This is a genomic window from Mesobacillus jeotgali, from assembly GCF_002874535.1.
GTDB classification, from domain to species: Bacteria; Bacillota; Bacilli; order Bacillales; family Cytobacillaceae; genus Mesobacillus; species Mesobacillus jeotgali.
Window position 1 is genome coordinate 3,202,292 of sequence record NZ_CP025025.1, and the last position, 23,486, is coordinate 3,225,777.

The following is a 23,486-nucleotide window of genomic DNA, read 5'->3' on the forward strand; positions in this document are numbered from 1 at the left end:
AAATCCATCAATTGATGGATTTTTTTATATTTTATGGCTTGAATAACTTCCAAGTATTTTAACTGTGCAGCCTAATGCCTCTAGTTCGGCAATGGCTCCTGGGATTAATACTTCATCCATTTTCAGATTAATATCGATAATGAAAAAATATTTTCCCAAACCCGTTTTCATTGGGCGTGATTCAATTTTGGATAGATTGAGCTTCCGCCATGAGAAAGCAGATAAGACCTGGTGCAGTGCTCCTGCGCGATCCGAAGGCAGTGTAATCATCAAGCTTGTCTTGGCCTCTTCAGTTGAAGCCATGTAAATGTCTTGAGTTTCCTTCGCCAACACAGCAAACACGGTATGATTATAGCTGTAATCATGGACATTTTGCTCAGCCACGACTAAACCATACTCCTCAGCAGCAAGGCTATTAGCGATTGCCGCGATGTTCCGTTCAGGATGGCTCTGTACATACTTAGCCGCTGCTGCTGTAGATGACATATGTTCAAGAGGAATTCCTTTGAATTCTTTATGCAAAAATTTATGGCACTGTGCCAGTGCGTGTGGGTGGCTGCAAATCAATTCAGCTTTCCTCCACCTGTCGAGATTATCGTGGTGAACTAGCAGATGCTGCCTGATGGGCACCACCGCTTCACCAACAATCTGAAGGTCTGTTTCATGGACTAAATAATCAATCGTGACATTAACTGAACCCTCAATGGAATTTTCCAATGGAACGATTGCTGCATCAATTTCTCCTGCTGAAGCAGCATCCATGCATTCTGGTATACTCACAAATGGAATCCTCTTAGCCTCTTTAAACAATTGCCGGGCAGCATAGTCCGTAAATGTTGCTTCCGGTCCAAGATAACCAATATTCAAGCCCATCTCCCCCTGCTACAAAACACTTTGTTTAAGCACCTGATCCCAGTACTTCAACTTTTTCTACAAATTCCAGTCTTTTTAGCCTTGCGAGCATCTCATCCATTTCTACTCTCATTTCGGTGACATTCAAGCTTAGTGTTACATTCGCCCTGCTTTGCAGAGGGATCGTCTGATGGATGGTCAGAACATTGCAGCCAGTAGCAGCAACCGTACTCAGCAGTTCGGAAAGTGTCCCAGACCGGTCTTCAAGCTGGAAAAACAGCGTAATGATCCGTTCCTTCACAACTGTATGGAACGGAAAGACCGTGTCACGGTATTTGTAAAATGCACTCCGGCTTAAGTCGACCCTTTGAACTGCATCCCAGACCGACTCTGCTTTGCCACGTTCGATCATTTCCTTTGCCTCAAGCGTTTTCTTCATCGCCTCAGGCAGGACATCTTCACGAACAAGATAAAACTTCCTATCTTGATTTTGCTTCATCTCCACCACCCCATCAGAATGCCAGCGTATTTATCTCCTTGCAGCCAAGATTCTCTTTTTAAAGAGGAAAGTCGATTAACCTGTGCTGGCTAATCGACCTTCTAAAATCACTTAAGCCTATTCCACGAATTCAAATTCATATTCAAGCAGCTTAACTGTATCTCCATCTTTCGCGCCTCTTTCACGAAGAGCATCATCAATACCCATGCCGCGCATCTGGCGAGCGAACCTTTGGACAGATTCATCCCTTGAGAAATCAGTCATCTTGAACAGCCTTTCAATACTGTCACCCGAAATGACAAATGTTCCATCTGATTCACGGGTAATTTGGAATTCCTGTTCTGCTTTTTCATGCTTGTACATCACGCGGTTTTCATCTTTTTCTAATTCCTCTTCTTCAATGAGAGGGAATTCCGGAGTCTTTTCAATCAGGTCAGCTACTGCGAACAATAATTCACGCAGACCTTCTCTAGTAACAGCTGAGATAGGGAAAACAGGGTGTTCGTCCCCCAGCTTTTCCTTGAACACTTTCAGATTCTCTTCCGCATCTGGCATGTCCATTTTATTGGCTACAATTACTTGTGGTCGCTCCGTCAGCCTCAAGTTATATTCTTTCAATTCATTGTTGATCGTTAAATAATCCTCATAAGGATCACGGCCTTCAGTTGCCGCCATGTCAATTACATGGATGATGACTCGTGTACGTTCGATATGGCGCAGGAACTGATGCCCAAGGCCCACTCCTGAATGTGCACCTTCAATAAGACCTGGCAGGTCCGCAAGCACGAAACTTCTGCCATCTTCCGTTTCAACCATACCGAGATTCGGGGCAATGGTTGTGAAGTGGTATTCCGCAATCTTCGGTCTAGCTGCTGAAACAACAGACAACAACGTCGATTTCCCAACACTTGGGAATCCTACTAGCCCTACATCCGCAAGGAGTTTCAACTCCATGATGATTTCTCTTTCTTGTCCTGGTTCACCTTTTTCAGAGAGTTCTGGTGCCGGGTTGGCCGGTGTAGCGAAACGTGAGTTGCCACGTCCGCCGCGTCCGCCCTTCGCGATGACAGCCTTCTGGCCATGCTCTACCAGGTCAGCAATGATCGCGCCAGTCTCGGCATCAGATACGATTGTCCCTGGTGGAACCTTTACGATCATATCCTTAGAATTTTTACCATGCTGGTTTTTAGACATTCCGTGCTCGCCGCGCGGTGCCTTGAAATGGCGCTGGTATCTGAAATCCATCAGCGTGCGCAGTCCCTCTTCCACCTGGAAGACTACATTTGCACCGTTACCGCCGTCCCCGCCAGCCGGGCCGCCCTTCGGAACATATTTTTCACGTCGGAACGCGACCATTCCATCGCCGCCGTCCCCGCCTTTTACATAAATCTTAACCTGATCGACAAACATTATGTCATTACCACCTGTCTGAAATTTGTTATCGCTTTTTATGTTTCCCTATAGTGATTTCATAAAAACTTCTATCGTCAATTCCCCATCGACCACGCCATCCGAGATAACTTTCAGATTTTCATTCGGTTGCTGGCCGAGAAAGCTTTTCAAGCGATTTTTATCATTTATTATTCCGCTAAAATCAAAAAAGAACCCAATTCCTTTCTCCTGTGGTTCAATTGTGACGGAGAGATGATTTTCTTGATATGGTTCAATCGAAGAATTCAATGTATCAAAAAGCTGCTCTGTCCAGCCAGTCAGCAGCTGGTCATCTAATCTGTGGAAGTTCTGGGAGTCCATTACTTCATATTCCAATTGGAAATGATGATTCTCCCAATTGCAGGTTAACAATGTAGAGGCAAACTGAGGAAGATGTAAATTAGATAGCTTTGCATCCTGCCTGGCTTCCATGATAATTTCTTCAATGATCTCTTTAGCCCGGTCCACTTTATTCAACGATAAATTCCCTTTAATTAGTTGAAGCTGATTCATCCAATCATGGCGTGCATGGCGCAAAACCTCGATTGTATCCCACTCTTTTTTCATACACATACTCCTACTCATAAGACTGCTTGGTGTAAGTATAACAAAAAAGCCATTCTGCGTAAGCTAATTATGTATTTAAGTTAGTTGGATTTCTTATATTATTAAAACAAGACTGTTGATTTTCGTTCCAGGCGCTTCACTTTCCGCGGGAAGAATTATAAAAAAGCCCAACTGCCGGCTTTTTCAAAAGCGAATTCTTCCTTGGTGGCTCGGGAAGCCTCCTCGTCGTTACACTCCTGCGGGGTCTCCCCTGACCCATGCTCCCGCAGGACATTGATTGAGCTTCCCCGAACCTGCCCACGCAGGATGAAAATGCGTTAGCATTTTCGGAGGACATTGAATTAGCTTCCTGAATTCACCCACGCACGAAGAAAATGCGTCAGCATTTTCGAGGAGTCTACGCGCCTTCCACTACAATCAACAGGTGCTAAATCAAACATTGGGTATTAAGCTACCACCAGCCATAAAATACAAGAAAACCCTAACCGCAGTGGTTAGGGCTTCTCTTTGGCTTACGCTTCTTGAGCTGCAGGATAAACACTTACTTGCTTGCGGTCACGGCCAAGACGTTCGAATTTAACGACGCCGTCAACCTTAGCGAATAGAGTGTCATCTCCACCTTTACCCACGTTTACACCTGGGTAGATTTTAGTTCCGCGCTGACGGTAAAGGATAGAACCACCAGTTACGAATTGACCGTCTGCACGCTTAGCGCCAAGGCGCTTAGAGATTGAGTCACGTCCGTTCTTAGTTGAACCTACACCCTTCTTAGAAGCGAAGAATTGAAGATCTAATCTTAACATTTGTTCCACCTCCTACTTTTTGAAGGTTAATTTTATGTGCTTTCCGTACTCTTTTTCCATCGATTGCAATGTAATGACCATGCTTTCAAGGAGTAATTGGATTTTCTCCTGCGTTTCCTCCGGCAAATTGTCGGGGATTTCACAGCGGAGAAAACCATCGGCACCTTGTTCAATGTCCGGGGTGATACCTGTCAATCCAATGATGGAATTGACTGTCCCAATTGAGATGGTAGAAACACCTGCACAGACAATGTCACTGCCATGGGCAGCGAATCCAGCGTGGCCGCTAATCGTAAACGATTGGATGCTTCCGGATTTTGTACGATTAATCGTTGCACGAATCATGGTAATCCGCCTTAATTAAGCGTTGATCTTTTCGATAACAACTTTAGTGTAAGGCTGACGATGACCTTGCTTCTTACGATTGTTCTTTTTCGCTTTGTACTTGAAAACGATGATTTTTTTTTGACGGCCATTCTTTTCAACTTTAGCAGTTACAGTTGCGCCTTCAACTACTGGGCTACCAACTTTAACGTTATCGCCACCTACAAAAAGAACCTTGTCAAAAGTTACAGTTTCGCCTTCAGCAGCGTTTAGCTTTTCAATGTAGATTGCTTGTCCTTCTTCTACCTTTACTTGCTTGCCGCCAGTTTCGATAATTGCGTACATTCCAGTGCACCTCCTCATTAGACTCAGACTCGCCATCAACAGGCGTTGCAAAATGCAATCTTAATTACCTGGTGTGAGCGGTTGTAGCACGGGTGCTACAAACAATAACATTAAAATACTACCATATGCCGAGCGAAAGTGTCAACATAATAATCGGTGTTCTTTTAAAGGCCAGCTTTGGTTCAACCGTGTTCTGTCGAAGCACCAACCTTAAGGATTTCATAAAAAGGTTTCGCCGCGTCTGACACAGAAAATTTTATCTTAATGCCTAATGCTTTTTCAAGCCTCAATTTATGTATGTCAGCTTCACCGGAAAAAGAGAGTATGACCTCCTTAGTCGCGGCTACATGAATTTCTTCATAATCAGAATTTTTGTACTCCCACAGAGCGCGCTCGAGTCTGTATGCGACGGATTCCGTACTAAGTACCTCTCCTGTACCCCCGCATGTCCAGCATTTCTCAGTCAGAGTCTCGGCCAGCGACTGCTTCGTCTTCTTTCTTGTCAACTGGAGGATGCCAAGCTCGGTAAAGCCGATGATCCTTGTCCTGCGATCATCCTGGTGCAGCTCTTTTTGAATGAGTTTCAGCACCTTGTCCCGTTCACTATCGGTCTTCATATCAATAAAATCGATCAGAATGATGCCAGCAAGATCCCTGAGCCTGATTTGCCTTGCAGCTTCGGCCGCCGCATTCAAATTCGTTTTCATGACAGTGTCACGCAAATCGGTTTTGCCGGAAAACTTGCCTGTATTCACATCAATCATTGTAAGTGCTTCTCCCTGGTCAATGACCATATAAGCTCCTTTTTCCAGCCAGACAATCCTTTTAAGCAGCCTCTCGATTTCCTGTTCGATATTATAAAAAGAGAAAATATGATCTTTCCCATTATAAAACTCTATTTTTATATCTTCTGTGATATGGTGCTCCATCCTTTTTTTAAAATCAAGGCAATCCGTAATCACTTCACCATTTGAAAAAGAAAGAAGTGCTGCCACAGCCTGTTCAAAAAAATAATCGCGGCTGTGAACGATTCCGGGCTTCTTCATTGCCGACATGGTCTTTTTCAATTGAATGTATTGAAGGCGCTGCTCATCAAGCTCTTGCATGATTGCTTCCTCGGTCTGGCTCAGGCTTTCGGTCCTGAAAATGAGACCTTCCTCGGGCGTTTTGACCTTGCTGGCGAATTCTCTCCACTTATTTCTGACCTCTGGTGATTCTGCCTTTTTTGAAACAGCTATGTATTTTCCCAGGGGCATATAGACAAGATTCTCACCCTGTAATTCAATGACTCCCGTCAGCCTCGCTCCTTTTGTCCCGGCCGCATCTTTTTCAACCTGGACCAGCAGCTTTTCTCCTTGATGGACATACGAAGAGATCGAGCGATTTGCTTTATTTTCGTCGTCAGATAGTACATAGGATGATAGCTTATCTTTTTGGAGAAAACCGCTTAACTCTTCGCCAAAATTGATGAATGCTGCGTTCATCCCTGGTATCACTTTTTCAACGATTCCAAGATAAATATTCCCGACCAGTGATTGTTGGCCTGGCTGTTCAATATATATTTTTTCGACTCCGCCATTTTTGACCAAAGCGAAGCGTTTCTCTCTCGAATTTGCATTGATAATTAACTGGTTCATTATTTCTCCTTAAGCGCAAAAAAATGCAGCGCAAAGAGTGTCTGCGCTGCTTTTATTATCCTATTTTAAAAGGTGTAAAGCAAATCTCCTATTTTCGCCGATAATAACTTCTCACTGAAAAAAGCATGGAGCAATTCATTCTCATCCATAACCATTTCCTTGCCGTTCTGCTGCTTGACGATGATTGGATGCTTACAGCCACGCTGGAACTTTTCAAGGACCTGGCCGACCATTTCATTCTCGGCTGCATTGATCGGCTTGAGCTCTCGCAAATCAACTTGTTTGCCATAATGTCTTTCCATCAAAAACCGCATGAAAATAAACCGTCTCTGCTTCCATTCATAGTAAAGCGAAAACGTCAGGAAACCGATGATGACCCAGACATTCAATGTCAACGGGGCGATGATGATAAGGATCGCCGAAAATATAATCAATGTTCCGGCTGAAACATATATCGTCCGCAGGTGAGCTTCCTGAAATGATTTGTTCATTGATAACAAAATGAACACCAGCTTACCTCCATCCAAAGGCCATATCGGGATAAGATTGAACAGAAGGATCATCATATTATATTGAATGAACAGCAGATGCCATTTTTCCGGAAAAAATCCTGCGTTAAACAGAACAAAGGACAGTCCTATCATCCAAACATGCTGCAAGGGGCCTGCCAGAACAACAATCAGCTCTTCTTTTAACGGCCTGTTCCCGTGCTCATCCATTTCAGCTACCCCGCCAAAAGGGAGCAGGGCGATTTTCTTGACTCTCCACGAAAAAAAAGAAGCTGCAGCACCATGTCCCATTTCATGAACAAAAATAATCAGCAGCACCATCATCAGCTCTATAAAATGCGCGGTCGCAACAGCAAGGGCGATGATCACCCACAATAAAGGATGGATGTATATTTTTCGCAATAACGCAATGGCTTTATTCAAACTTGATCACCTGGACGGGATCTACGAAGTCATCCCCTTTTTTTATGGCGAAATAAAATGAACCTTTTATCCCATCCGTACTATCCATTGCCGTGCCAACCTTTGCTCCTTTAGAAATATACTCATAGAGGGTCACATCGATTTTATCGAGGTTTCCGTACCATGTTTCACTCTTGTCTGCATGCTGCACAATGACCGTTTTACCAAACCCTTCTTTCATGCCGACAAAGTGGACAAGCCCTTCATCCATAGCTTCCACTCCGGCACCTTTACCAGTTTCAATCTGAATTCTCTGACCATTGTCGCCAAAATCTTCAAGAATCTTTCCGGAAGCAGGGAGTGCATACTGGTTGCCTGGAGTCAGATCCTGTTTGTTTTCTTCTTCTGCATTTTTGGCAGGCAGCAATGCCAGCGGCTTGCCAAACTGGTCTTCATACCAGTCTGAAACGGCAGCAAACTGGAATTCCTGGTCCATCGTTTGTTTCACATATTGCTGGATCGTTTCTGCTTTTTCAGATGGACTCCGAAAAATTATTGCAACAATCAAGACGAGGCATGCCGAAGCAAGTACCTTGAACAGAAATACTTCCTTCTTGAACAGAGGATGTCCGCCTTCACCAGGCCCCATATCATAAGATGGAACCCTGTCAAAACCGTGCCGTTCTTCCTCTGTTGAGAAATAGCGGTTATGGTTCATTTTCTCCATTCTTTCCCGCTCTCTCTTCCTCTTCATCATTCTTCTGCGTATATCATCAGTTCTCGAGTTCATCCAATCCCCACCATTCCCCTTGTACTCTAAGTTAGTACAAGTCTATGACCTGTCCAACAAGAGTATGACAAATTCAACTGTGTTTAATCGGATGAAACAAAAAAGGCATCTGACCTCGTATAAACGAGAAGCAGATGCCTTTTGATCAGCGGACTCCGAAGAACTTCTTAATCTTCGAAAATACGCCTTTATTATCGTTGTCTAATTGCTGCAATGGAACGGACTCTCCAAGAATCCTCCTCGCGATGTTCCTGTATGCAATGGATGCTTTGCTATTTGGATTCAGTGCGATCGGCTCGCCGTGGTTTGATGCTTTGATGACTTCATCATCATCGGCGACAATCCCGATTAAATCGATGGAAAGATGTGTCGTGATTTCATCTACATCAAGCATGTCGCCATTTTTCATCATATGGGTGCGGATCCGGTTGATGACAAGTTTTGGTGATTCAACATTTTCTTCTTTTTCTAGCAGGCCGATAATCCTGTCAGCATCCCTGACTGCGGACACTTCTGGTGTTGTCACGACGATCGCCTTGTCAGCACCGGCAACGGCATTTTTATAGCCCTGCTCGATTCCCGCCGGGCAATCGATGACGATATAATCATAATCCTGCTTCAGTTCATTCACCAATTTTCTCATTTGTTCGGGCTGAACCGCAGTTTTATCGCTCGTCTGGGCAGCTGGGAGCAAATAAAGGTGGTCATCGAAGCGCTTATCTTTTACTAATGCCTGATGGATTTTGCATCTTCCTTCGATTACATCGACAAGATCATATATAATGCGGTTTTCAAGCCCCATGACAACGTCCAGGTTACGCAAGCCGATATCTGTATCTACCAGGCAGACTCTTTTGCCTTGAAGGGCCAAAGCTGTACCTATATTAGCAGAAGTTGTCGTTTTGCCAACCCCGCCTTTTCCGGATGTAACTACTATCGCTTCTCCCACTTTAGAGACCTCCTTCAAATCTAGTTAAACTAGGTCTTTTCTTCATTAAAACTTGCAATCTATCAACAACAATCTGTTGACTTTCAGATATGTAAGCACATTCCATCACTCGGCTTTCGTCTTCAGGGACATGGTCTGGAGCCCGATTGATGCAATCACTGATCCTGAGCTGCGAGGGCTTCATGACAGAAGCAGCAATGACCGCTTCGTTATTCCCTTCCGTACCAGCATGTGCAACCCCTTTCAAGGCACCCATGATAAAAATATTTCCTGTTGCCTTGACCGTTCCACCGGGATTGACATCTCCAATTAGCAGCAAGTCCCCTGTAATCTCAAGAACCTGGCCTGAACGGATCACTTTGGCAACAGGCACGATTTCTGTTTCCTGACGAAGCCTCTCAGCTTCCTCCCTGGTGATCACATTTGTCTCAAGGTCCTCAACGATTAGGTTTCTCTTCTGACGGATCAGATCTTTCAGCTCTTCTTCCTGAGCCTTCGTAAGGTACCTGTTACCTATCTTCACCTTAACTGAAAGCAGCTGTTGCTCCTCCTGAACACGAGTTGAATTCGAAAGCTTCCTATCGAGTTCCTTCTTCAATTCATCATAGGAGCAAGTATCGTCCAAATGGAGCGTAAGTCCATCTTTTGTTCCTTTTATTGTCACATTTTGTGTTTTCTTCATACTGGATGTTCACCTCATAAGAAAAGCGCAAGCGCCTTGGTCAGCCTCGACAGGAATGAAACGTCCTGTGAGGAAGCAATTCCACAGCCTGTCAAGTATCCCGAATAGACTCCCTTTGTTGTAAAGCGCCCAGGCCATACCCTGGGTGCAGCCTACGTCCTCGAAAGGTCTTCTTTAGAAGAACTTTGACCAGAGGAGCAGGACGGGGCTGAAAAGTCTGTTTTATTTCACCTAAAAGGAATTCGACAAGCTTTCCCCAGATTCCTTTATTTGAATAGGCGTGATCATTATTTCCCATACTTCGCTGCTTCCTTGGTATCAAAAAATAATATCTACTTTTTCGAGGTGCCAAAATATAACCAGATAATCAGTCTTTAAGTCTGTCTGCAGCATTCTCGAACTGTTTTTTAAATGGATAGGCAGCCAAGATGATGAAAGCAAGATTTAAAATCAGGGTTGGGACTAGTCTTATTTTAACATAGGTCGAAAAGTCCAGGTCAGTAATTTTTATCAATAGCATCAACTCGTAGACTCCTACCTCCAAAAGCGCAATACCAAGAAGCGATAGGATTGAAACGATCAAAATATTGGCTTGAAGGATCCTCATCATATTTGCAAACAAATAGGCGATGAACGGGAACATGAATAGATAGATCCCGATGATTTCTGTGTAGATGACATCAAAAAGCAGTCCAAAGATAATGCCATATAGAATTCCATGTTTGGGGCTCAGGTAAGCCGTCAGAAATAAAATTCCTGCCATGAGAAAATGCGGTACAAGAATCCGGTCACTGTTGAATAATTCTGCAGGCAGAAGTTCGACAAACAAACTTTCCAGAATGAATAACAAAGCGAAAAGCGCCGGGAGCAGGAAACGGATCAATTGCCTTCCTCCTCACCTTCACTATCTTCCAAGCTTTCTTCAAGGTCCACTGAGACCATTGATTTTTTGACAACCATGACATGTTCCAAATCATAGAGGTTTGCTTCAGGCTTAATATATGCCGTTTGATTAAGGCCAAATTGATCCGGGACAACCTTGACAACCTTGCCGATTGGAAGGTCTTTCGGGAAGATTCCGCCCATACCAGTCGTAACGACATTCTGCCCTTTTTCAATTTCTGCATCATACGGAAGCCCTTTTAACAAAAGAAGTTCTTTCTTCTTGTCATACCCTTCGATTGTGCCGTAAAGCGGCTTTTCTGCCTGGAGAATCGCAGAAATTCGGTTGGTCGGGTCAATGGAACTGATCAGCTGCACGGTTGCCGAAAATGGTGTCGTGCTCTTAACCTTGCCGATTAACCCTTTTGCAGTGATAACGGCCATGTTTTTTTCAACACCGTGAGAAGCACCTTTATTGATGATGATCAGTTCATTCCAGCGTTCAGGACTTCTTGCAATCCTGACTGCCTGGATTGGTTCATAGTCTGCTAGTGATTCTTTCTTATCTAAAATTTCCTGAAGCTCCTCGTTTTCTTTTTCAAGGGAGTATACTTTCGCTTCAAGGCGGGCCATATCATCAACGCGTTTCTTCAACTCTTTGTTTTCCTGATATGTATTTTGCAAGTCTTGAAGGTTTTCGATTAAACCGGCAATATAATTTGCAGGCCTTGAGACAACGGATTGCACCCAGCTTGTAGAGTCTTTGACAAACTGCTCGGGCCATGTCAATTCTTCTCTTTCCCTTAAAGAAAATCCAATCAATGCCACGAGGACTATAATGCTCACAAGCAGCATTATCAGGCGTTTATTAAAGAAGAACTGTGGCATGATTTACACCTCTAATCTAAAAAAATGGATTACAGAAGAGGAGGGAAGTGGATTCCGCCCGCTTCCCTTCTTCCTATTTGTTAAGAAAATTATAAAATTATTTAGGTTTAGACAACTGCATTTGGTTTTCTTAATCCAGCTCCAGCGCCTAGCCCCTCGAGTCGCTTCGAGCCGCCCAATGAAGTCAAAGAACGACTTCACTGGTCGGCCCTCCAGCGCTTGTCGGGGCTGAACAAGGCGCTTGCGCTTTTGTTCTTACCTTGATTCTTTTGCTTTGCTCTTGAATAAATCGATATGATCCAATGCCTTGCCTGTACCAATTGCAACACAGTCAAGCGGATCTTCGGCAATCAATACCGGCATTTTTGTTTCTTCGCTGATGACCTTGTCCAAATTACGCAGCAATGCGCCACCGCCTGTGAGGACGATCCCGCGGTCCATAATATCTGAAGCAAGTTCTGGCGGCGTTTTTTCAAGCGTCAGCTTAACAGCATCAACAATGGCGTATACTGTGTCACGCAGCGCTTTAGCAATTTCTTCAGCCGTGATTTCAATGGTCTTAGGCAATCCTGTCAGCAAGTCACGACCGCGGATTTCCATATTTTCAATCCCATCGGCGTCTCCTGCTGAACCAACTTCCATTTTAATCGCTTCAGCTGTTCTCTCACCGATCATCAGGTTATAAGTTTTACGGATATAATTGATGATTGCGCCATCCATTTCATCACCAGCAATGCGCACAGATTGAGATGTCACGATTCCGCCAAGGGAAATGATTGCGACTTCTGTCGTACCGCCGCCAATGTCGACAACCATGCTGCCAGTTGGCTCCCAAACAGGAAGGTTTGCTCCGATTGCTGCTGCAAATGGTTCCTCAATCGTAAAGGCATCTCTTGCGCCTGCCTGGCGAGTTGCGTCAATAACCGCACGTTCCTCAACAGCTGTTATTCCAGAAGGAACACATACCATTACATAAGGCTTCCCGGCAAACCAGCCTTTGTTCTTCGTTGCCTGTTTGATATAGTATTTCATCATTGACGCTGTTGTTTCGTAATCAGCAATGACGCCATCCTTCATTGGCCTTAAGGCTACCACATTACCTGGTGTACGTCCGATCATATTTTTCGCATCATTACCGACAGCAACGATATTTTTTGTATCCGTCTGTAGCGCGACAACGGACGGCTCTCTTAAAACAATTCCTTTTCCTTTTACATAAACAAGTGTATTAGCAGTACCAAGGTCGATTCCTAGGTCTCTTGTTCCAATCCCAAACATATTTGTATCTCCCTTTCTTAACAAAAAATGCAATAAAAGAACAGGCAATCTATAACAAAATTAGTTGAATGTTCATAGGCAGATTTCCTGACAAAATTTTAACTATGTCCGCAAAAATCATAAATTATATTATATCGCAACGTCAATCAAAATCCTAGTATCATACATACCCTTTTTCCTTCAAACTAACATATTTATTTTCCCCAATTATTAAATGGTCTAGCAATTCTATTCCGACTATTTTCCCAGACTCTGCCAAACGTTTAGTAACTTCGATATCCTCCCTGCTCGGGGTTGGGTCGCCGGATGGGTGATTATGGACACAGATGACGGATGCTGCCGATCTGCGGACAGCCTCTTTATACACTTCTCTCGGATGTACAATTGAAGCGTTCAGGCTGCCGATAAAAATCGTCTGCCTGTGGATCACCTGATTTTTCGTATTCAAGTACAAGCAGACAAAATGCTCCTGTGTCAGGAAGCGCATATCATTCATTAAATATTTCGCACCGTCTTCTGGTGAGCGAATCACATAGCGTTCATCAAGGGTATGGTTGGCAATGCGCCTGCCAATTTCAACTGCCGCGAGGACATGGATCGCTTTTGCTTTTCCGATTCCTTTTATTTGGGTTAACTCTTCCAAAGTAGCATCTTTTAGGAGGCGAAGTCCCTCAAACTGGGCCAGCATTCGGTTTGCAAGCTGGAGGACTGATTCCTCCCGTGAGCCTGTCCCAAGCAACAAGGCAAGCAATTCATGATTGGAGAGGCTTTGGGGGCCATTCTGGACGAATCGCTCCCGCGGCCGCTCATTTTGTGGATAATCTCTGATCATTAATGAATTTGTAGACAATAGATTTTCCTCCCGGTCATTGATTATGACGAGGGAAGTGTAGAAGAAGTTTCTGTGGCTTTCTTTTAATAAGGAAGGTTGTAACCGATTTTTCTTAACTCCCTGATCAACCTGGATACAGGCAGTCCAACAACTGTGTAATAATCCCCACTGATTTCTTTGACAAGCATGCTGCCGAATCCCTGGATTCCATAGCCGCCTGCCTTATCGAATGGTTCACCGCTCTTTATATAGGTGTCGATTTCTTCATCTGACAATTCCCAGAACGTCACATCTGTTTTTTCATAAAAACGCGTTTCCTTCTCAGGGGAGATGATTGATACTCCTGTGTAGACTGAATGGGTGTTCCCAGACAGCTTTTTGAGCATCTGTAAGGCTTCTTGTCCGCTTTCAGGCTTCCCAAGGATTGTTCCACCGTGGACCACGACAGTATCTGAGCCAATCACGAAACAATCTGGATAATCTTGAGCCACAGTTCCCGACTTTCTGGAAGCAAGCTCCATAACCGCTTCAGCAGGACTGAGGGACTCACTGAAACTTTCGTCTGCATCACTGCTCGAGATTTCGAATTTCAAGCGGAGGTTTTCAAGAAGTTCTTTTCGCCGTGGAGAAGAAGAGGCTAAAATGAGGCGTTGCATAAAATCACCTTTCTTTACTTTTTGCATCAAAGGGAGATACAAGCTAATACTATCAAAGTTCATCGTTTCAAACAATCTAAAGTCCTTATTCTGGCAAAAAAAATCAGAGCCTGGCACATTTTGCCGAAGGCTCTGTTAATTTGTACAATTTTCCGGGAAATATTCTTTCTCCATTCCACCAAGAAATGATTGCCGGCAGATATTACTTGCCAATGGATTGATAGGCTGACAGGAATGTCAGGAGGCTTTTCTCCATTTCCGCCAGCTGATTGGCATCCTTACTTTTTTGGTAGCTTATAAAAGCAGCGCCCGCCCTCTCCATGCTCGCCTTAGCCTTCAGGACGGTTGGATCTTTTATACTCTTGTCTTCAATCTTGCTTAACATGTTCTGGTAACTTTCTGCCTTTTTCACTTCCTCCGGCGCAGCTCCCGTTCCACTCATCAGGATTGGATAAATATCCGGAGCCTGCTTGAGGAATTCCAATTCAGCTGCTGTTAAGCCCGCTGCCGTGCCACCTGCAATTTCAAATGGTTTAGCGAACACCTCAACACCCTTTGCCTTGAGTGCCTCTGCCTGTTGTTTGGCAGCCTCAATGCTTCCGGCAGTTCCTAAATAGACAGCGAACTGGCCACTTACAGGAAATAATTCTGCTGTGACTCCCTGGCCAGCCAGAAGACTCACCCTTTCCTTGGCAGCAGCCTCTGTTGTGAAGACACCATTTTGTACGATAAAGACAGGGATTGATTTTAATTCAAGCAATTCCTTCCCGGCTGCTGCAGGACTTTCTGCTGCCGGCCCGGATTTTGGCGTGGTTACTGCTGGTGCAGCTGTATCTGGTTCTGATGGCAGGAATTTAAGGAATGTTACTCCAAACGCCGTTCCGAGCAAAACGGCAAAAAGGACATTCATAATAATAGTAGTATAAAGACGATTGTTCTTTTTAGTCTTAGTGTTCCAAACCGAAATGCCGATGCTTTTCTTTTTCGGCTTTTTTTCCTGCTTCGGAGCGATTTTGTATTCTTTGATGATTTCCTCTTCGACAGGATCAGGCAAGATCCAGTCAAAACTTTCCTCAGTTTGTTCCTGGGCGGCCGCTGATTCATTCAACGCTGCATCATTGTCCAGCGGATATACCGTGCTCTTGTCTCCACGGATCTCATCGATCTGATAGCTGCTGCTTTTTTCGTTATCATATTTAGGTTTTTCTTCTTGTTTAGGTTTCTTTATGGTTCCATTACCCTTTATTTTTTTGTCTCCCTGAACCGGACGGTCCTTGCCATTAATCTTGATAGTGATCGTCTTTCCTTGCTTGTCCAATGCTTGTACCTCCCCCTGCCCGTTCCTATTTTGCTCCATCCTATCATATAGGCAAAAAAAAATAACAAGACTTTTGTCGTCTTGTTATAGAATGCTTTCGTCAATTTTTTTACTAGATTAGTTTTCGTCCGTTCCTTCTGTTTCATCGACATCCGACTGCTCTTGTTCTACCAGATTATCCTCTGAATAATCACCGAAAGTTGGGAACGGGTTTCGTTTGTTGGCAGGTGCTGGGGTTTCGATTTTTGGGTTGTCACCCTTTAAATCATCGAAACCTGATAGATAAAATGCATTAATTGTAATGTTCATTATAATCTTGTTTTCATCATCCGACAGCGAACGGATTTCTTCGGGACCACTGAACGAGATTGATTCTACCATGACGATACGCTGCAATTCTTCCAAGGTCGCAATGAATTTTTCAAGCTCAAAGTAACTCTCCGATTCGACAGTAACCTTTACTGATGTTTTTGAGACTCCATCTGGCATCTGGATAGGATGACTATCAACCTCTGACACTGTTTCGGTTCCCTGAGCTGTGTTATCGGAATCTGTTGTCCCCTGTTCGTTGTTCAAAGATTTTTCCCTATCGATAACCTGGCCGTCTTTACTGAACTCCATTGCAGTTATATAACTATTTGATACTACTTCTGCTTTTTCAAGATCAAGCACGAGTTGTTCAGTCATTGGATCAATAGGAAGAGTTTTTTGCAATTCCATTGTACTGTTAAAATCACTTGAGCTCGCAGTCGACAAACGGGTTTCCAATGTCTTGCTCAGCTGTTGCTCCGTTTTAAGCTGACTTTCTTTCAGCGCAAGACTATCTTTCATTGGAGATATATAAAGAAAGTGTGCGCCAAAATACAGTAATATCAAGAAGACAAACAAAGAAAGCAGGATTATTAAATGTTTCTTTTCTAATTGGAGGTTCATGTTCCATCTCCCCCTTTTGATGCAATCCCCTTAGTTTCTTTGAAAAATTCAGGCTTGAATGTTATTTCGAATTCTGCACTGTAACGTGGGAGAACTTTTACTTCCTCTTGCTCAGATGAAGTATTAGTTGTTTCCACCGCAGTTCCTTCAATCTTCGTCTCTGCTACAATATTCATTAGGGTAACATCCTCAACCCATTCGGAACCTTTTAAGGAACTTAAATAAAAAGCAGCATCTCTTGTGGCATCAAGTTGTATCTTGATTACCAAAGAATCCGCATTACTATATTCAAAGTTCTGGATAAATCCACGCTCAGGTAAAAGGGCAATTATATTTTGCAGGATAGGCACCGTATCAAATGGAAATTGTTCAGCCCAGTTGACCGCATCTTGAAGCTTAACTGCAGAGTTTGAACTATCCCCTTCTGCCAGTTTTGCCTGCTGGACCTCATTCAACTTCTGGATACTCTCTATTTGTTTATCAAGGGTTTCCATTTTTTTCTCATAGCTATTTCCCTGAAAGAAGACAATTGAGAAAGTGATCGTAAACCCAAGGATTCCTGCAATGGCCATAATGAGCATGGAAGATTTTTTATGTTCTTTTTTAGGTAGCAGGTTAATCTCTACAAGCATCATTACACCTCTTTTAATCCCAGACCAAGAGCCAGATTGTAGCAATTCGGCAATGTCTCCTGATCATTGTCAGGCATGCTTACCTTTAAAGTATCGACAGGAATTTCAAATAGCTCTTTCATATCAGCATGTACACGCTCGAGCATTGGATGATCCCCATTTACTAGAATTCTGGTTACTTCTTTTTTTCCATGGGTAAGGGAATAGCGGTAAAAATCCATCAGTTTTGTTACATCCCGATAAATCTCCTCGAGTTGATAAGTCAACTCCGAGAGCTCTCCAATATAGACCATTTTTTGATTTGAGTGGATGCCACCTTCACCAAACTTCACACTCCAATTTTCTTTCATATCACCTGGTATATGGCGCATGAAGACGGGGATGTGCTCCTCAAATACACACATGCTGACGACATCCAGGTCAAATTGGACGGAAAGCAATACCTCGTTTGCCCGATGCATATCCAGCTGGTGAAAAAGACGATAGATCGCAAGAGGAGAGATGTCTGCAGCAATGGGCTTAAGCCTGAGGCTCTTAAACAAATCCGCAAACTCATTTACATATTGTTCTGGCGCAGCAAAGACAAGGATCTCCTGCTTTTGCCCTTCTACACCTAGAGTGATGACATCGAACACTGGGTCCTCGAAGGGCAAGTGAATCGAAGTTCCTAACTCCAAATACAAATACCCATGAATTTCATCTTCCTTAACATCTGCTGGAATGGAAACCTTCCTGATAATGACGAGCGAATCGGGCACGGTAAAACGGATTTCCCTTTTGGCAATCTTCCAGTCATCAATGCACTCATCCAGAATGTTCATCAATGTATCCATATCCTGTATTTTGCCGTCCATAATAATTCCATTGGGCAAAATCCGCTGTCCAAAGTGAAGTGGAATGGGCGGATTCTTTTGTTTTAATTCAACATAGCGGACTGAATGATCATTGAGAACAAGGTTGACAACCTTGTTACTGCCAGAAAAAAGGGAAAACGCCATTTAGAAAACTCCTTATCAAAACACAGTTAGTAAAAAATTTAAGTACCAATCAATAATTTGCTCTCCAAAGAAGTAAGCAACAAGTGTCCCTATGGCTATGAAGGGGCCAAAAGGTATTGGCTGCTTCCGTTTGACCATTCCCGTAATCAATCCAAGGATGCCAAAAAAAGCGCCAAAAAAGGTGGAGAAAAAGAAGGCAAGCAGCATTGTCTTAAAGCCGACAGCAAAGCCAATCAGAGCGAAAAGTTTGATATCACCGCCGCCCATGCCACCCTTGCTGACGAAGGCGATTAATAGGAGAAGAACGAACCCTGCCGAAGCACCAACAAAAGAATCCCACCACGGAGTAAGAGGGTGATAGATTCGCAACGCTGCAAAAATGACAGCAAACACAATCAGTATCTTATCAGGGATAATCATATAAGCAAAATCAGAAACTGTAATGATTATGAACAACGAGATTAGCGTAAGGGCTATCACCAACTCAAAGTCCCAACCTATTAAAAAGAATGCGCCAGCAAAAAGCACACCCGTCAAGAGCTCAAACAATGGATAAACAGGAGAAATGCCGACCTTACACTGGCGGCATTTCCCTTTTTGAAATACATATGACAAAACTGGTACTAACTCAAACGCTGTCAGCTGGTGCCCGCACTTCGGACAAGACGAGCGCGGCGCTACGATTGATTTTCCTTCCGGCACTCGCAGGCCTACTACGTTGTAGAAGGAACCTAGGAGGAGGCCATACAAAAACATGAAAGTAATCATATATATTTTCTCAAATTAACTAATTAGATGCAGGTGGAGCTGGAATAGTTCTACTTCCACTACCATTATCTTCACTGATTGCATCTTTTGAGGCATTATTAAACTTAATTTCTACCGAACCATTTATTCCATCTCCGGTTAATAACAGTTTATTTCCAACATAACTAACTGTATACTCATTAAAATTATCTGTACTATCAAGATATTTTGGCTCTAGGACACTCTCGTCTATCCCAGCTGCTGTTATGGGAGTCTCTATTGAATATAATCTTGCAGCATCTATAATTTGTAAGGCTTCAGCTTTTATAGCATCTGCTTTTGACTTTTCAACAATATTCCCAATACTGGGCACAGCAATCGCCGCAATAATCCCCAAAATAACAATAACCGCTAGAAGTTCAACCAGTGTCAAACCTCTCTGATCCTTCATTCTTTTCTTAATCGCTTTTAACATGTCTCCCTCTCCTTATTAGTAATAATTTCCTATGACAAAAGTTATATGTATCTAACAATATTATAATGGATAGCTTGTTAGTTTCATATAATATAATCGTAGTTTTTGTCTTTTTTTGTTAGTTTTTAATTCACATGGTTAAAGATGTCGAACATAGGGATCATAATGGATGTGACGATTGTGCCTACAAGTCCAGCCAGTATGACGATCATGATCGGTTCAATTAATGATTTGAGTTGGTCTGTGCTTGTTTCTACTTCTTTTTCATAGAATTCGGCGACTTTTCCTAGCATGCCATCCAGCGATCCCGTTTCTTCCCCGATTGAAATCATCTGGGTGACCAGAGGCGGGAAAGCCCAGTGGTTTTTCATCGGGCCTGTCATTGATTGTCCTATTTCAAGAGAGTCCCTGGACTCGCGCACTACCCTTGAAACCACTTCATTCTCTACAACATTTTCAACTATCGATAATGCTTGGAGAATAGGTACTGAACTTGTGAACAAAGAACTTAAGGTCCTTGTCATCCGGGCAAGCACTGCTTTTTGCATCAGTTTCCCAAAGATCGGCATCCTTAAAATAGCGTAATCAAGATAGTATTTCGATTTCTTATTTTTTTTCGCAAAGCTAAGTGCAACCACGACAGCCAAGAAGAACAGAAGGAGCAGCCACCAGTATCCCTGCATGAACTCGCTGGCACCAAGCACAAACTTGGTAATCTCCGGCAATTCCCCCCCGAAATCAGCGAACATCCCAACAAACGTAGGCACGACAGATACGAGAAGGAAAATGACGACACCTATTGCAATCAGACCGATCACGGCAGGATATGTCAATGCCGCTACAACCTTTTGACGGGTATTATGCTGCTTTTCATAATGGTCGGCTAGGCGTTCGAGGGTCTCATCCATATTTCCACCCGCTTCGCCTGCTTTGATCATATTGATATACATGTTTGAAAAAACTTTGTCATGTTTGGCTGACGCCTGGGATAATTGGTTGCCTTCCCTAAGCTCCGCTTCAACATCAAGCAGTGCTTTCCTTAATGCTTTGCTCTCTGTCTGTCTGGCAAGAATATTTGTAGACTCAACAACCGATACACCAGCTTTCAACAAGGTTGCAAACTGGCGAAGGTAAATGACTAGGTGCTGAAGTTTAACTGGATTTCCAATGTTGATTTCTTTTGTTAGCAGAGTTTCCGGAACCTCGAATATTTCCGTTGTCCGGATTCCTTCATCACGAAGTTTTGCCAGTGCTTCACGTTTGGAACCAGCTGTTATTGTACCCGATCGCTTTTTAGTCCGGTCCCGTCCGGAGTATTTGAACCGTGCCATTTTTACACCAACTTCTCCTGTAAGTATGGTTCAGCGGCCTCTCTTGAGATAATCCCTTGCTGGAGTAATTCTTTAATGCTCATCTCAAGCGTATGCATGCCATAAATCCTTGAAGTTTGCATGATGCTCATGATTTGGTGAATTTTTTCGTTGCGGATCAAGTTCGCCACAGCCGCATTGTTGATTAGTATTTCTGTTGCTCCCCTGCGACTCTTTTTATCGGCCGTTGGAAAAAGCCTTTGCGATATGACCGAAACTAGAACAGATGCAAGCTGGATTCGGATTTGAGCTTGCTGTCCAGAGGGAAAAACATCAATGATCCTGTTGATCGTTGCCGGAGCACTTGAAGTATGTAGTGTACCAAGCACAAGATGACCAGTTTCCGCTGCCGTAATCGCTGTCTGAATCGTATCAAGGTCACGCATCTCTCCAACAAGGATGACGTCAGGATCCTGACGGAGTGCTGCCCGCAGGCCATTCGCGAAATTATTTGTATCGAAACCAACCTCGCGTTGGTCGATAATACTATTTCCATGTTTGTGGAGATATTCAATCGGATCCTCTAGTGTGACGATATGCTTGCTCATATTTTTATTAATATACTGGATCATAGCAGCAAGTGTGGTTGATTTGCCGCTTCCGGTCGGTCCTGTTACAAGCACAAGGCCTTGAGGCTTATCAGCAATTTTTTTTAGGATAGATGGCATTTCCAGCTCCTCAAGTGTAGGAATCCGGGTCGGCACAACACGCGCAGCGAGCGACACACAGCCTCGCTGATGATATGCATTGATTCTGAACCTTGAAATCCCAGGTATTCCATAAGAAAAATCGAGTTCGCCTTTTGCCTTGAATTGATCCCATAATTTTTCTGGAATGATCGCCTTTGCCATCCCTTCCGTATCTTCAGGGACAGTCACTTCGGTTCCGAATCTTTTCAAGTCACCATTGATCCTCATGATGGGCGGTATGCCGACAGTTATATGGATATCGGAAGCTTTTTGCTCGAAGCCCGAACTTAACAAGTGATCGATTTTATCTTTCATTCTTTCTCCCCGTTTACTCTGTTATTGCCACTCTTAAAACTTCTTCTGTCGTTGTAAGTCCTTGTTTGACCTTCAAAAGACCATCATCAATTAAAAAGATTGTCTTGTTGCTTACTGCAATCTCCCTCAGCACGTTAATAGGCTCCTCGTTCATGATTGCTCTCCGTAATTCCCCGTCGATCTGCAATACCTCATGGATAGCGATACGCCCTCTGTACCCCGTCATATTGCAGGAGGAGCAACCACTTCCCCTCCAAACCCTATCAATCTGAATGCCTCTTTTTAAAAAGATGTCAATCTCCCGTTTCGTTGGCTCATGTACTTCAGCACAATCCCTGCAGACTCTTCTGACAAGTCTCTGTGCTACGATTCCGCTTAATGAAGACGCCACCAGGAAAGGTTCCACTCCCATATCGATCATTCTTGTTATGGAGCTAAGCGCATCATTCGTATGGATGGTACTTAACACTAAATGTCCGGTCAAAGAGGCTCTGACAGAAACCTCTACTGTCTCTTTATCACGAATTTCTCCGACCATGATGATGTCTGGGTCCTGGCGCAGGATTGACCTCAGCCCCGCAGCGAAAGTCATGCCAACATTTGTATTGACCTGTATTTGGTTGATTCCTTCCAATTGATATTCAACCGGATCCTCGATAGTGATGATATTTACTTCCTCACTGTTCAGCTTATTGAGCGCCGCATACAGTGTCGAAGACTTGCCTGAACCAGTTGGGCCAGTGATCAAGACTATCCCATTCGGCCTGCTGATCATATCTTTAAAGCGCTCCAGATTGTGCTGGCTGAAACCAAGCTTTTCAACATCGTTCAACGAACTTCCCAGGTCGAGAATCCTCATAACAACCTTTTCTCCGAAAACAGTCGGCATGGTAGACACACGTAAATCGACCGGGTGAAAGTCAATATTGACCTTCATTCGTCCGTCCTGAGGAATCCGATTCTCTGTGATATCAAGGTTCGCCATGATTTTTATCCTGGCGATCAGAACATTTTGCATATGCTTTGGCAGTACTCTTTCCACCCTGAGAATCCCATCCACGCGATATCGAATAATGACCTTTGTTTCCTGGGGATCAATATGGATATCGCTCGCCTTGCTGGTGGAAGCATTCGAAAGCAGCTGGTTCACCAGCCTGATGATCGGTGAATCGGCTTCATTCAGAGTTTCTTCTTTGATTGTTTCCATCGGAGCATTCAACTCCAACAGATCTTCAAAGCCTTCATTGCTGTCATAGTATTTATTGATTGCCCTGAGGATATCATCCTTGGTAGCTATAGCCGTTTCAACATGAAAACCTGTTGAAAGCCTTAAATCGTCAACTGTAATAAAATCCATGGGATCAGCCATGGCGACAAACAGCTTATCCCCCTCTTTTTTCAAAGGAATGACTAAATTTCTTTTCGCCAAGTCCTTTGGTATCAAGGTGAGTAATTTCGTATCGAAAGGATAACGATACAAACTGATATGAGGAATGCCTAGCTGGAATTCCAGTACCTCGATGAGTTGTTGCTCTGTGATCAGTCCTTGTTGAAGCAATGCATCGCCCAGCTTTTGGCTTTCAGCTTTATTAGCCAGAGTATCCTGAAGCTGTTCAGCTTTAATCAGCCCTGTTTCAACTAACAGGTCCCCCAGCCGCTTTCGTGTTTGTCTCATTTTTATCA

General features: G+C 43.6%; 26 protein-coding genes and 1 other annotated feature. All 26 genes read right to left on the reverse strand.

Going from position 1 to position 23,486, the window contains the following annotated elements; genetic code table 11:
• Positions 1-24: 24 nt before the first annotated feature.
• The 26 genes from pheA to CD004_RS16440 all read right to left on the reverse strand — a co-directional run bounded on the left by pheA (position 25) and on the right by CD004_RS16440 (position 23,478).
• Complete coding sequence (gene pheA, locus CD004_RS16300) at positions 25-867, reverse strand: prephenate dehydratase (protein WP_180321255.1); 843 nt, start codon at positions 865-867, stop codon at positions 25-27.
• 31 nt (positions 868-898) lie between these two features.
• On the reverse strand, positions 899-1,351 hold the full coding sequence (locus tag CD004_RS16305) for an ACT domain-containing protein (RefSeq protein WP_023627152.1): 453 nt from the start codon (positions 1,349-1,351) through the stop codon (positions 899-901).
• 117 nt (positions 1,352-1,468) lie between these two features.
• Positions 1,469-2,761, reverse strand: a complete 1,293-nt coding sequence (gene obgE, locus CD004_RS16310; protein WP_102263721.1) for a GTPase ObgE — start codon at positions 2,759-2,761, stop codon at positions 1,469-1,471.
• A 48-nt stretch (positions 2,762-2,809) separates the two neighbouring features.
• Positions 2,810-3,349 carry a sporulation initiation phosphotransferase B gene (locus CD004_RS16315; RefSeq protein ID WP_102263722.1) on the reverse strand — a complete coding sequence of 180 codons (540 nt, stop codon included), beginning with the start codon at positions 3,347-3,349 and terminating at the stop codon, positions 2,810-2,812.
• 512 nt (positions 3,350-3,861) lie between these two features.
• Positions 3,862-4,152 (reverse strand): 50S ribosomal protein L27, encoded by a 291-nt coding sequence (gene rpmA / locus CD004_RS16325; RefSeq protein WP_023627149.1) that lies wholly within the window; start codon positions 4,150-4,152, stop codon positions 3,862-3,864.
• Positions 4,153-4,164: 12 nt separating this feature from the next.
• The gene (locus CD004_RS16330; protein WP_102263724.1) at positions 4,165-4,497 is read right to left on the reverse strand and encodes a ribosomal-processing cysteine protease Prp; all 333 of its coding nucleotides are present in this window, start codon (positions 4,495-4,497) and stop codon (positions 4,165-4,167) included.
• Between the two features lie 15 nt (positions 4,498-4,512).
• Positions 4,513-4,821: a 50S ribosomal protein L21 gene (rplU, locus tag CD004_RS16335; RefSeq protein ID WP_023627147.1), complete on the reverse strand. Its 309-nt coding sequence runs from the start codon at positions 4,819-4,821 to the stop codon at positions 4,513-4,515.
• Positions 4,822-4,836: 15 nt separating this feature from the next.
• Positions 4,837-4,914: a sequence feature (ribosomal protein L21 leader region), on the reverse strand.
• Positions 4,915-5,003: 89 nt separating this feature from the next.
• A complete protein-coding gene (locus tag CD004_RS16340; protein ID WP_102263725.1) occupies positions 5,004-6,458 on the reverse strand; it encodes an Rne/Rng family ribonuclease in 1,455 nt (484 codons plus the stop codon).
• 65 nt (positions 6,459-6,523) lie between these two features.
• Complete coding sequence (locus tag CD004_RS16345; protein ID WP_102263726.1) at positions 6,524-7,390, reverse strand: M50 family metallopeptidase; 867 nt, start codon at positions 7,388-7,390, stop codon at positions 6,524-6,526.
• Positions 7,383-8,159 (reverse strand): M23 family metallopeptidase, encoded by a 777-nt coding sequence (locus CD004_RS16350; RefSeq protein ID WP_102263727.1) that lies wholly within the window; start codon positions 8,157-8,159, stop codon positions 7,383-7,385. The genes CD004_RS16345 and CD004_RS16350 overlap by 8 nt, the downstream gene beginning before the upstream one ends.
• Before the next feature lie 145 nt (positions 8,160-8,304).
• Positions 8,305-9,108, reverse strand: coding sequence for a septum site-determining protein MinD (minD, locus tag CD004_RS16355; RefSeq protein ID WP_041964017.1), 804 nt, complete (start codon positions 9,106-9,108; stop codon positions 8,305-8,307).
• A 1-nt stretch (position 9,109) separates the two neighbouring features.
• Positions 9,110-9,790, reverse strand: coding sequence for a septum site-determining protein MinC (gene minC / locus CD004_RS16360; protein WP_102263728.1), 681 nt, complete (start codon positions 9,788-9,790; stop codon positions 9,110-9,112).
• 367 nt (positions 9,791-10,157) lie between these two features.
• Positions 10,158-10,673 carry a rod shape-determining protein MreD gene (mreD, locus tag CD004_RS16370; RefSeq protein ID WP_102263730.1) on the reverse strand — a complete coding sequence of 172 codons (516 nt, stop codon included), beginning with the start codon at positions 10,671-10,673 and terminating at the stop codon, positions 10,158-10,160.
• Positions 10,670-11,560 carry a rod shape-determining protein MreC gene (gene mreC / locus CD004_RS16375; protein WP_102263731.1) on the reverse strand — a complete coding sequence of 297 codons (891 nt, stop codon included), beginning with the start codon at positions 11,558-11,560 and terminating at the stop codon, positions 10,670-10,672. The genes mreD and mreC overlap by 4 nt, the downstream gene beginning before the upstream one ends.
• A 255-nt stretch (positions 11,561-11,815) precedes the next feature.
• Positions 11,816-12,838, reverse strand: a complete 1,023-nt coding sequence (locus CD004_RS16380; RefSeq protein WP_102263732.1) for a rod shape-determining protein — start codon at positions 12,836-12,838, stop codon at positions 11,816-11,818.
• A gap of 160 nt (positions 12,839-12,998) precedes the next feature.
• Positions 12,999-13,688, reverse strand: coding sequence for a RadC family protein (radC, locus tag CD004_RS16385; protein ID WP_023627138.1), 690 nt, complete (start codon positions 13,686-13,688; stop codon positions 12,999-13,001).
• 65 nt (positions 13,689-13,753) lie between these two features.
• Complete coding sequence (locus CD004_RS16390) at positions 13,754-14,326, reverse strand: Maf family protein (protein ID WP_102263733.1); 573 nt, start codon at positions 14,324-14,326, stop codon at positions 13,754-13,756.
• A gap of 202 nt (positions 14,327-14,528) precedes the next feature.
• Positions 14,529-15,644, reverse strand: a complete 1,116-nt coding sequence (locus tag CD004_RS16400) for an SPOR domain-containing protein (protein WP_158651576.1) — start codon at positions 15,642-15,644, stop codon at positions 14,529-14,531.
• A gap of 117 nt (positions 15,645-15,761) precedes the next feature.
• On the reverse strand, positions 15,762-16,577 hold the full coding sequence (locus CD004_RS16405) for a hypothetical protein (RefSeq protein ID WP_102263736.1): 816 nt from the start codon (positions 16,575-16,577) through the stop codon (positions 15,762-15,764).
• Positions 16,574-17,212 (reverse strand): PilN domain-containing protein, encoded by a 639-nt coding sequence (locus CD004_RS16410; RefSeq protein ID WP_158651577.1) that lies wholly within the window; start codon positions 17,210-17,212, stop codon positions 16,574-16,576. Before CD004_RS16410 ends, CD004_RS16405 begins: the two co-directional genes overlap by 4 nt.
• Positions 17,212-18,207, reverse strand: coding sequence for a type IV pilus biogenesis protein PilM (pilM, locus tag CD004_RS16415; RefSeq protein ID WP_102263738.1), 996 nt, complete (start codon positions 18,205-18,207; stop codon positions 17,212-17,214). Before pilM ends, CD004_RS16410 begins: the two co-directional genes overlap by 1 nt.
• Before the next feature lie 15 nt (positions 18,208-18,222).
• On the reverse strand, positions 18,223-18,975 hold the full coding sequence (locus tag CD004_RS16420; protein ID WP_102263739.1) for a prepilin peptidase: 753 nt from the start codon (positions 18,973-18,975) through the stop codon (positions 18,223-18,225).
• Between the two features lie 19 nt (positions 18,976-18,994).
• Positions 18,995-19,429, reverse strand: coding sequence for a type II secretion system protein (locus CD004_RS16425; protein WP_102263740.1), 435 nt, complete (start codon positions 19,427-19,429; stop codon positions 18,995-18,997).
• Positions 19,430-19,554: 125 nt separating this feature from the next.
• Entirely contained in the window at positions 19,555-20,760 is a 1,206-nt protein-coding gene (locus CD004_RS16430) for a type II secretion system F family protein (protein ID WP_102263741.1), read from the reverse strand.
• 2 nt (positions 20,761-20,762) lie between these two features.
• Positions 20,763-21,803, reverse strand: coding sequence for a type IV pilus twitching motility protein PilT (locus CD004_RS16435; RefSeq protein ID WP_102263742.1), 1,041 nt, complete (start codon positions 21,801-21,803; stop codon positions 20,763-20,765).
• A 13-nt stretch (positions 21,804-21,816) separates the two neighbouring features.
• Positions 21,817-23,478 (reverse strand): GspE/PulE family protein, encoded by a 1,662-nt coding sequence (locus tag CD004_RS16440; RefSeq protein ID WP_102263743.1) that lies wholly within the window; start codon positions 23,476-23,478, stop codon positions 21,817-21,819.
• Positions 23,479-23,486 lie beyond the last annotated feature (8 nt).

Excerpts from the sequence above, each read along its gene's own strand:
- pilM (WP_102263738.1), bottom strand. The coding sequence starts at position 18,207 with ATGGCGTTTTCCCTTTTTTCTGGCAGTAACAAGGTTGTCAACCTTGTT.
- CD004_RS16390 (WP_102263733.1), bottom strand. The coding sequence starts at position 14,326 with ATGCAACGCCTCATTTTAGCCTCTTCTTCTCCACGGCGAAAAGAACTT.
- CD004_RS16430 (WP_102263741.1), bottom strand. The coding sequence starts at position 20,760 with ATGGCACGGTTCAAATACTCCGGACGGGACCGGACTAAAAAGCGATCG.
- CD004_RS16305 (WP_023627152.1), bottom strand. The coding sequence starts at position 1,351 with ATGAAGCAAAATCAAGATAGGAAGTTTTATCTTGTTCGTGAAGATGTC.
- rpmA (WP_023627149.1), bottom strand. The coding sequence starts at position 4,152 with ATGTTAAGATTAGATCTTCAATTCTTCGCTTCTAAGAAGGGTGTAGGT.
- CD004_RS16380 (WP_102263732.1), bottom strand. The coding sequence starts at position 12,838 with ATGTTTGGGATTGGAACAAGAGACCTAGGAATCGACCTTGGTACTGCT.
- CD004_RS16315 (WP_102263722.1), bottom strand. The coding sequence starts at position 3,349 with ATGAAAAAAGAGTGGGATACAATCGAGGTTTTGCGCCATGCACGCCAT.
- minC (WP_102263728.1), bottom strand. The coding sequence starts at position 9,790 with ATGAAGAAAACACAAAATGTGACAATAAAAGGAACAAAAGATGGACTT.
- CD004_RS16340 (WP_102263725.1), bottom strand. The coding sequence starts at position 6,458 with ATGAACCAGTTAATTATCAATGCAAATTCGAGAGAGAAACGCTTCGCT.
- mreC (WP_102263731.1), bottom strand. The coding sequence starts at position 11,560 with ATGCCACAGTTCTTCTTTAATAAACGCCTGATAATGCTGCTTGTGAGC.
- obgE (WP_102263721.1), bottom strand. The coding sequence starts at position 2,761 with ATGTTTGTCGATCAGGTTAAGATTTATGTAAAAGGCGGGGACGGCGGC.
- CD004_RS16425 (WP_102263740.1), bottom strand. The coding sequence starts at position 19,429 with ATGTTAAAAGCGATTAAGAAAAGAATGAAGGATCAGAGAGGTTTGACA.
- CD004_RS16405 (WP_102263736.1), bottom strand. The coding sequence starts at position 16,577 with ATGAACCTCCAATTAGAAAAGAAACATTTAATAATCCTGCTTTCTTTG.
- CD004_RS16435 (WP_102263742.1), bottom strand. The coding sequence starts at position 21,803 with ATGAAAGATAAAATCGATCACTTGTTAAGTTCGGGCTTCGAGCAAAAA.
- CD004_RS16420 (WP_102263739.1), bottom strand. The coding sequence starts at position 18,975 with ATGATTACTTTCATGTTTTTGTATGGCCTCCTCCTAGGTTCCTTCTAC.
- rplU (WP_023627147.1), bottom strand. The coding sequence starts at position 4,821 with ATGTACGCAATTATCGAAACTGGCGGCAAGCAAGTAAAGGTAGAAGAA.
- CD004_RS16440 (WP_102263743.1), bottom strand. The coding sequence starts at position 23,478 with ATGAGACAAACACGAAAGCGGCTGGGGGACCTGTTAGTTGAAACAGGG.
- CD004_RS16330 (WP_102263724.1), bottom strand. The coding sequence starts at position 4,497 with ATGATTCGTGCAACGATTAATCGTACAAAATCCGGAAGCATCCAATCG.
- CD004_RS16350 (WP_102263727.1), bottom strand. The coding sequence starts at position 8,159 with ATGAACTCGAGAACTGATGATATACGCAGAAGAATGATGAAGAGGAAG.
- CD004_RS16410 (WP_158651577.1), bottom strand. The coding sequence starts at position 17,212 with ATGATGCTTGTAGAGATTAACCTGCTACCTAAAAAAGAACATAAAAAA.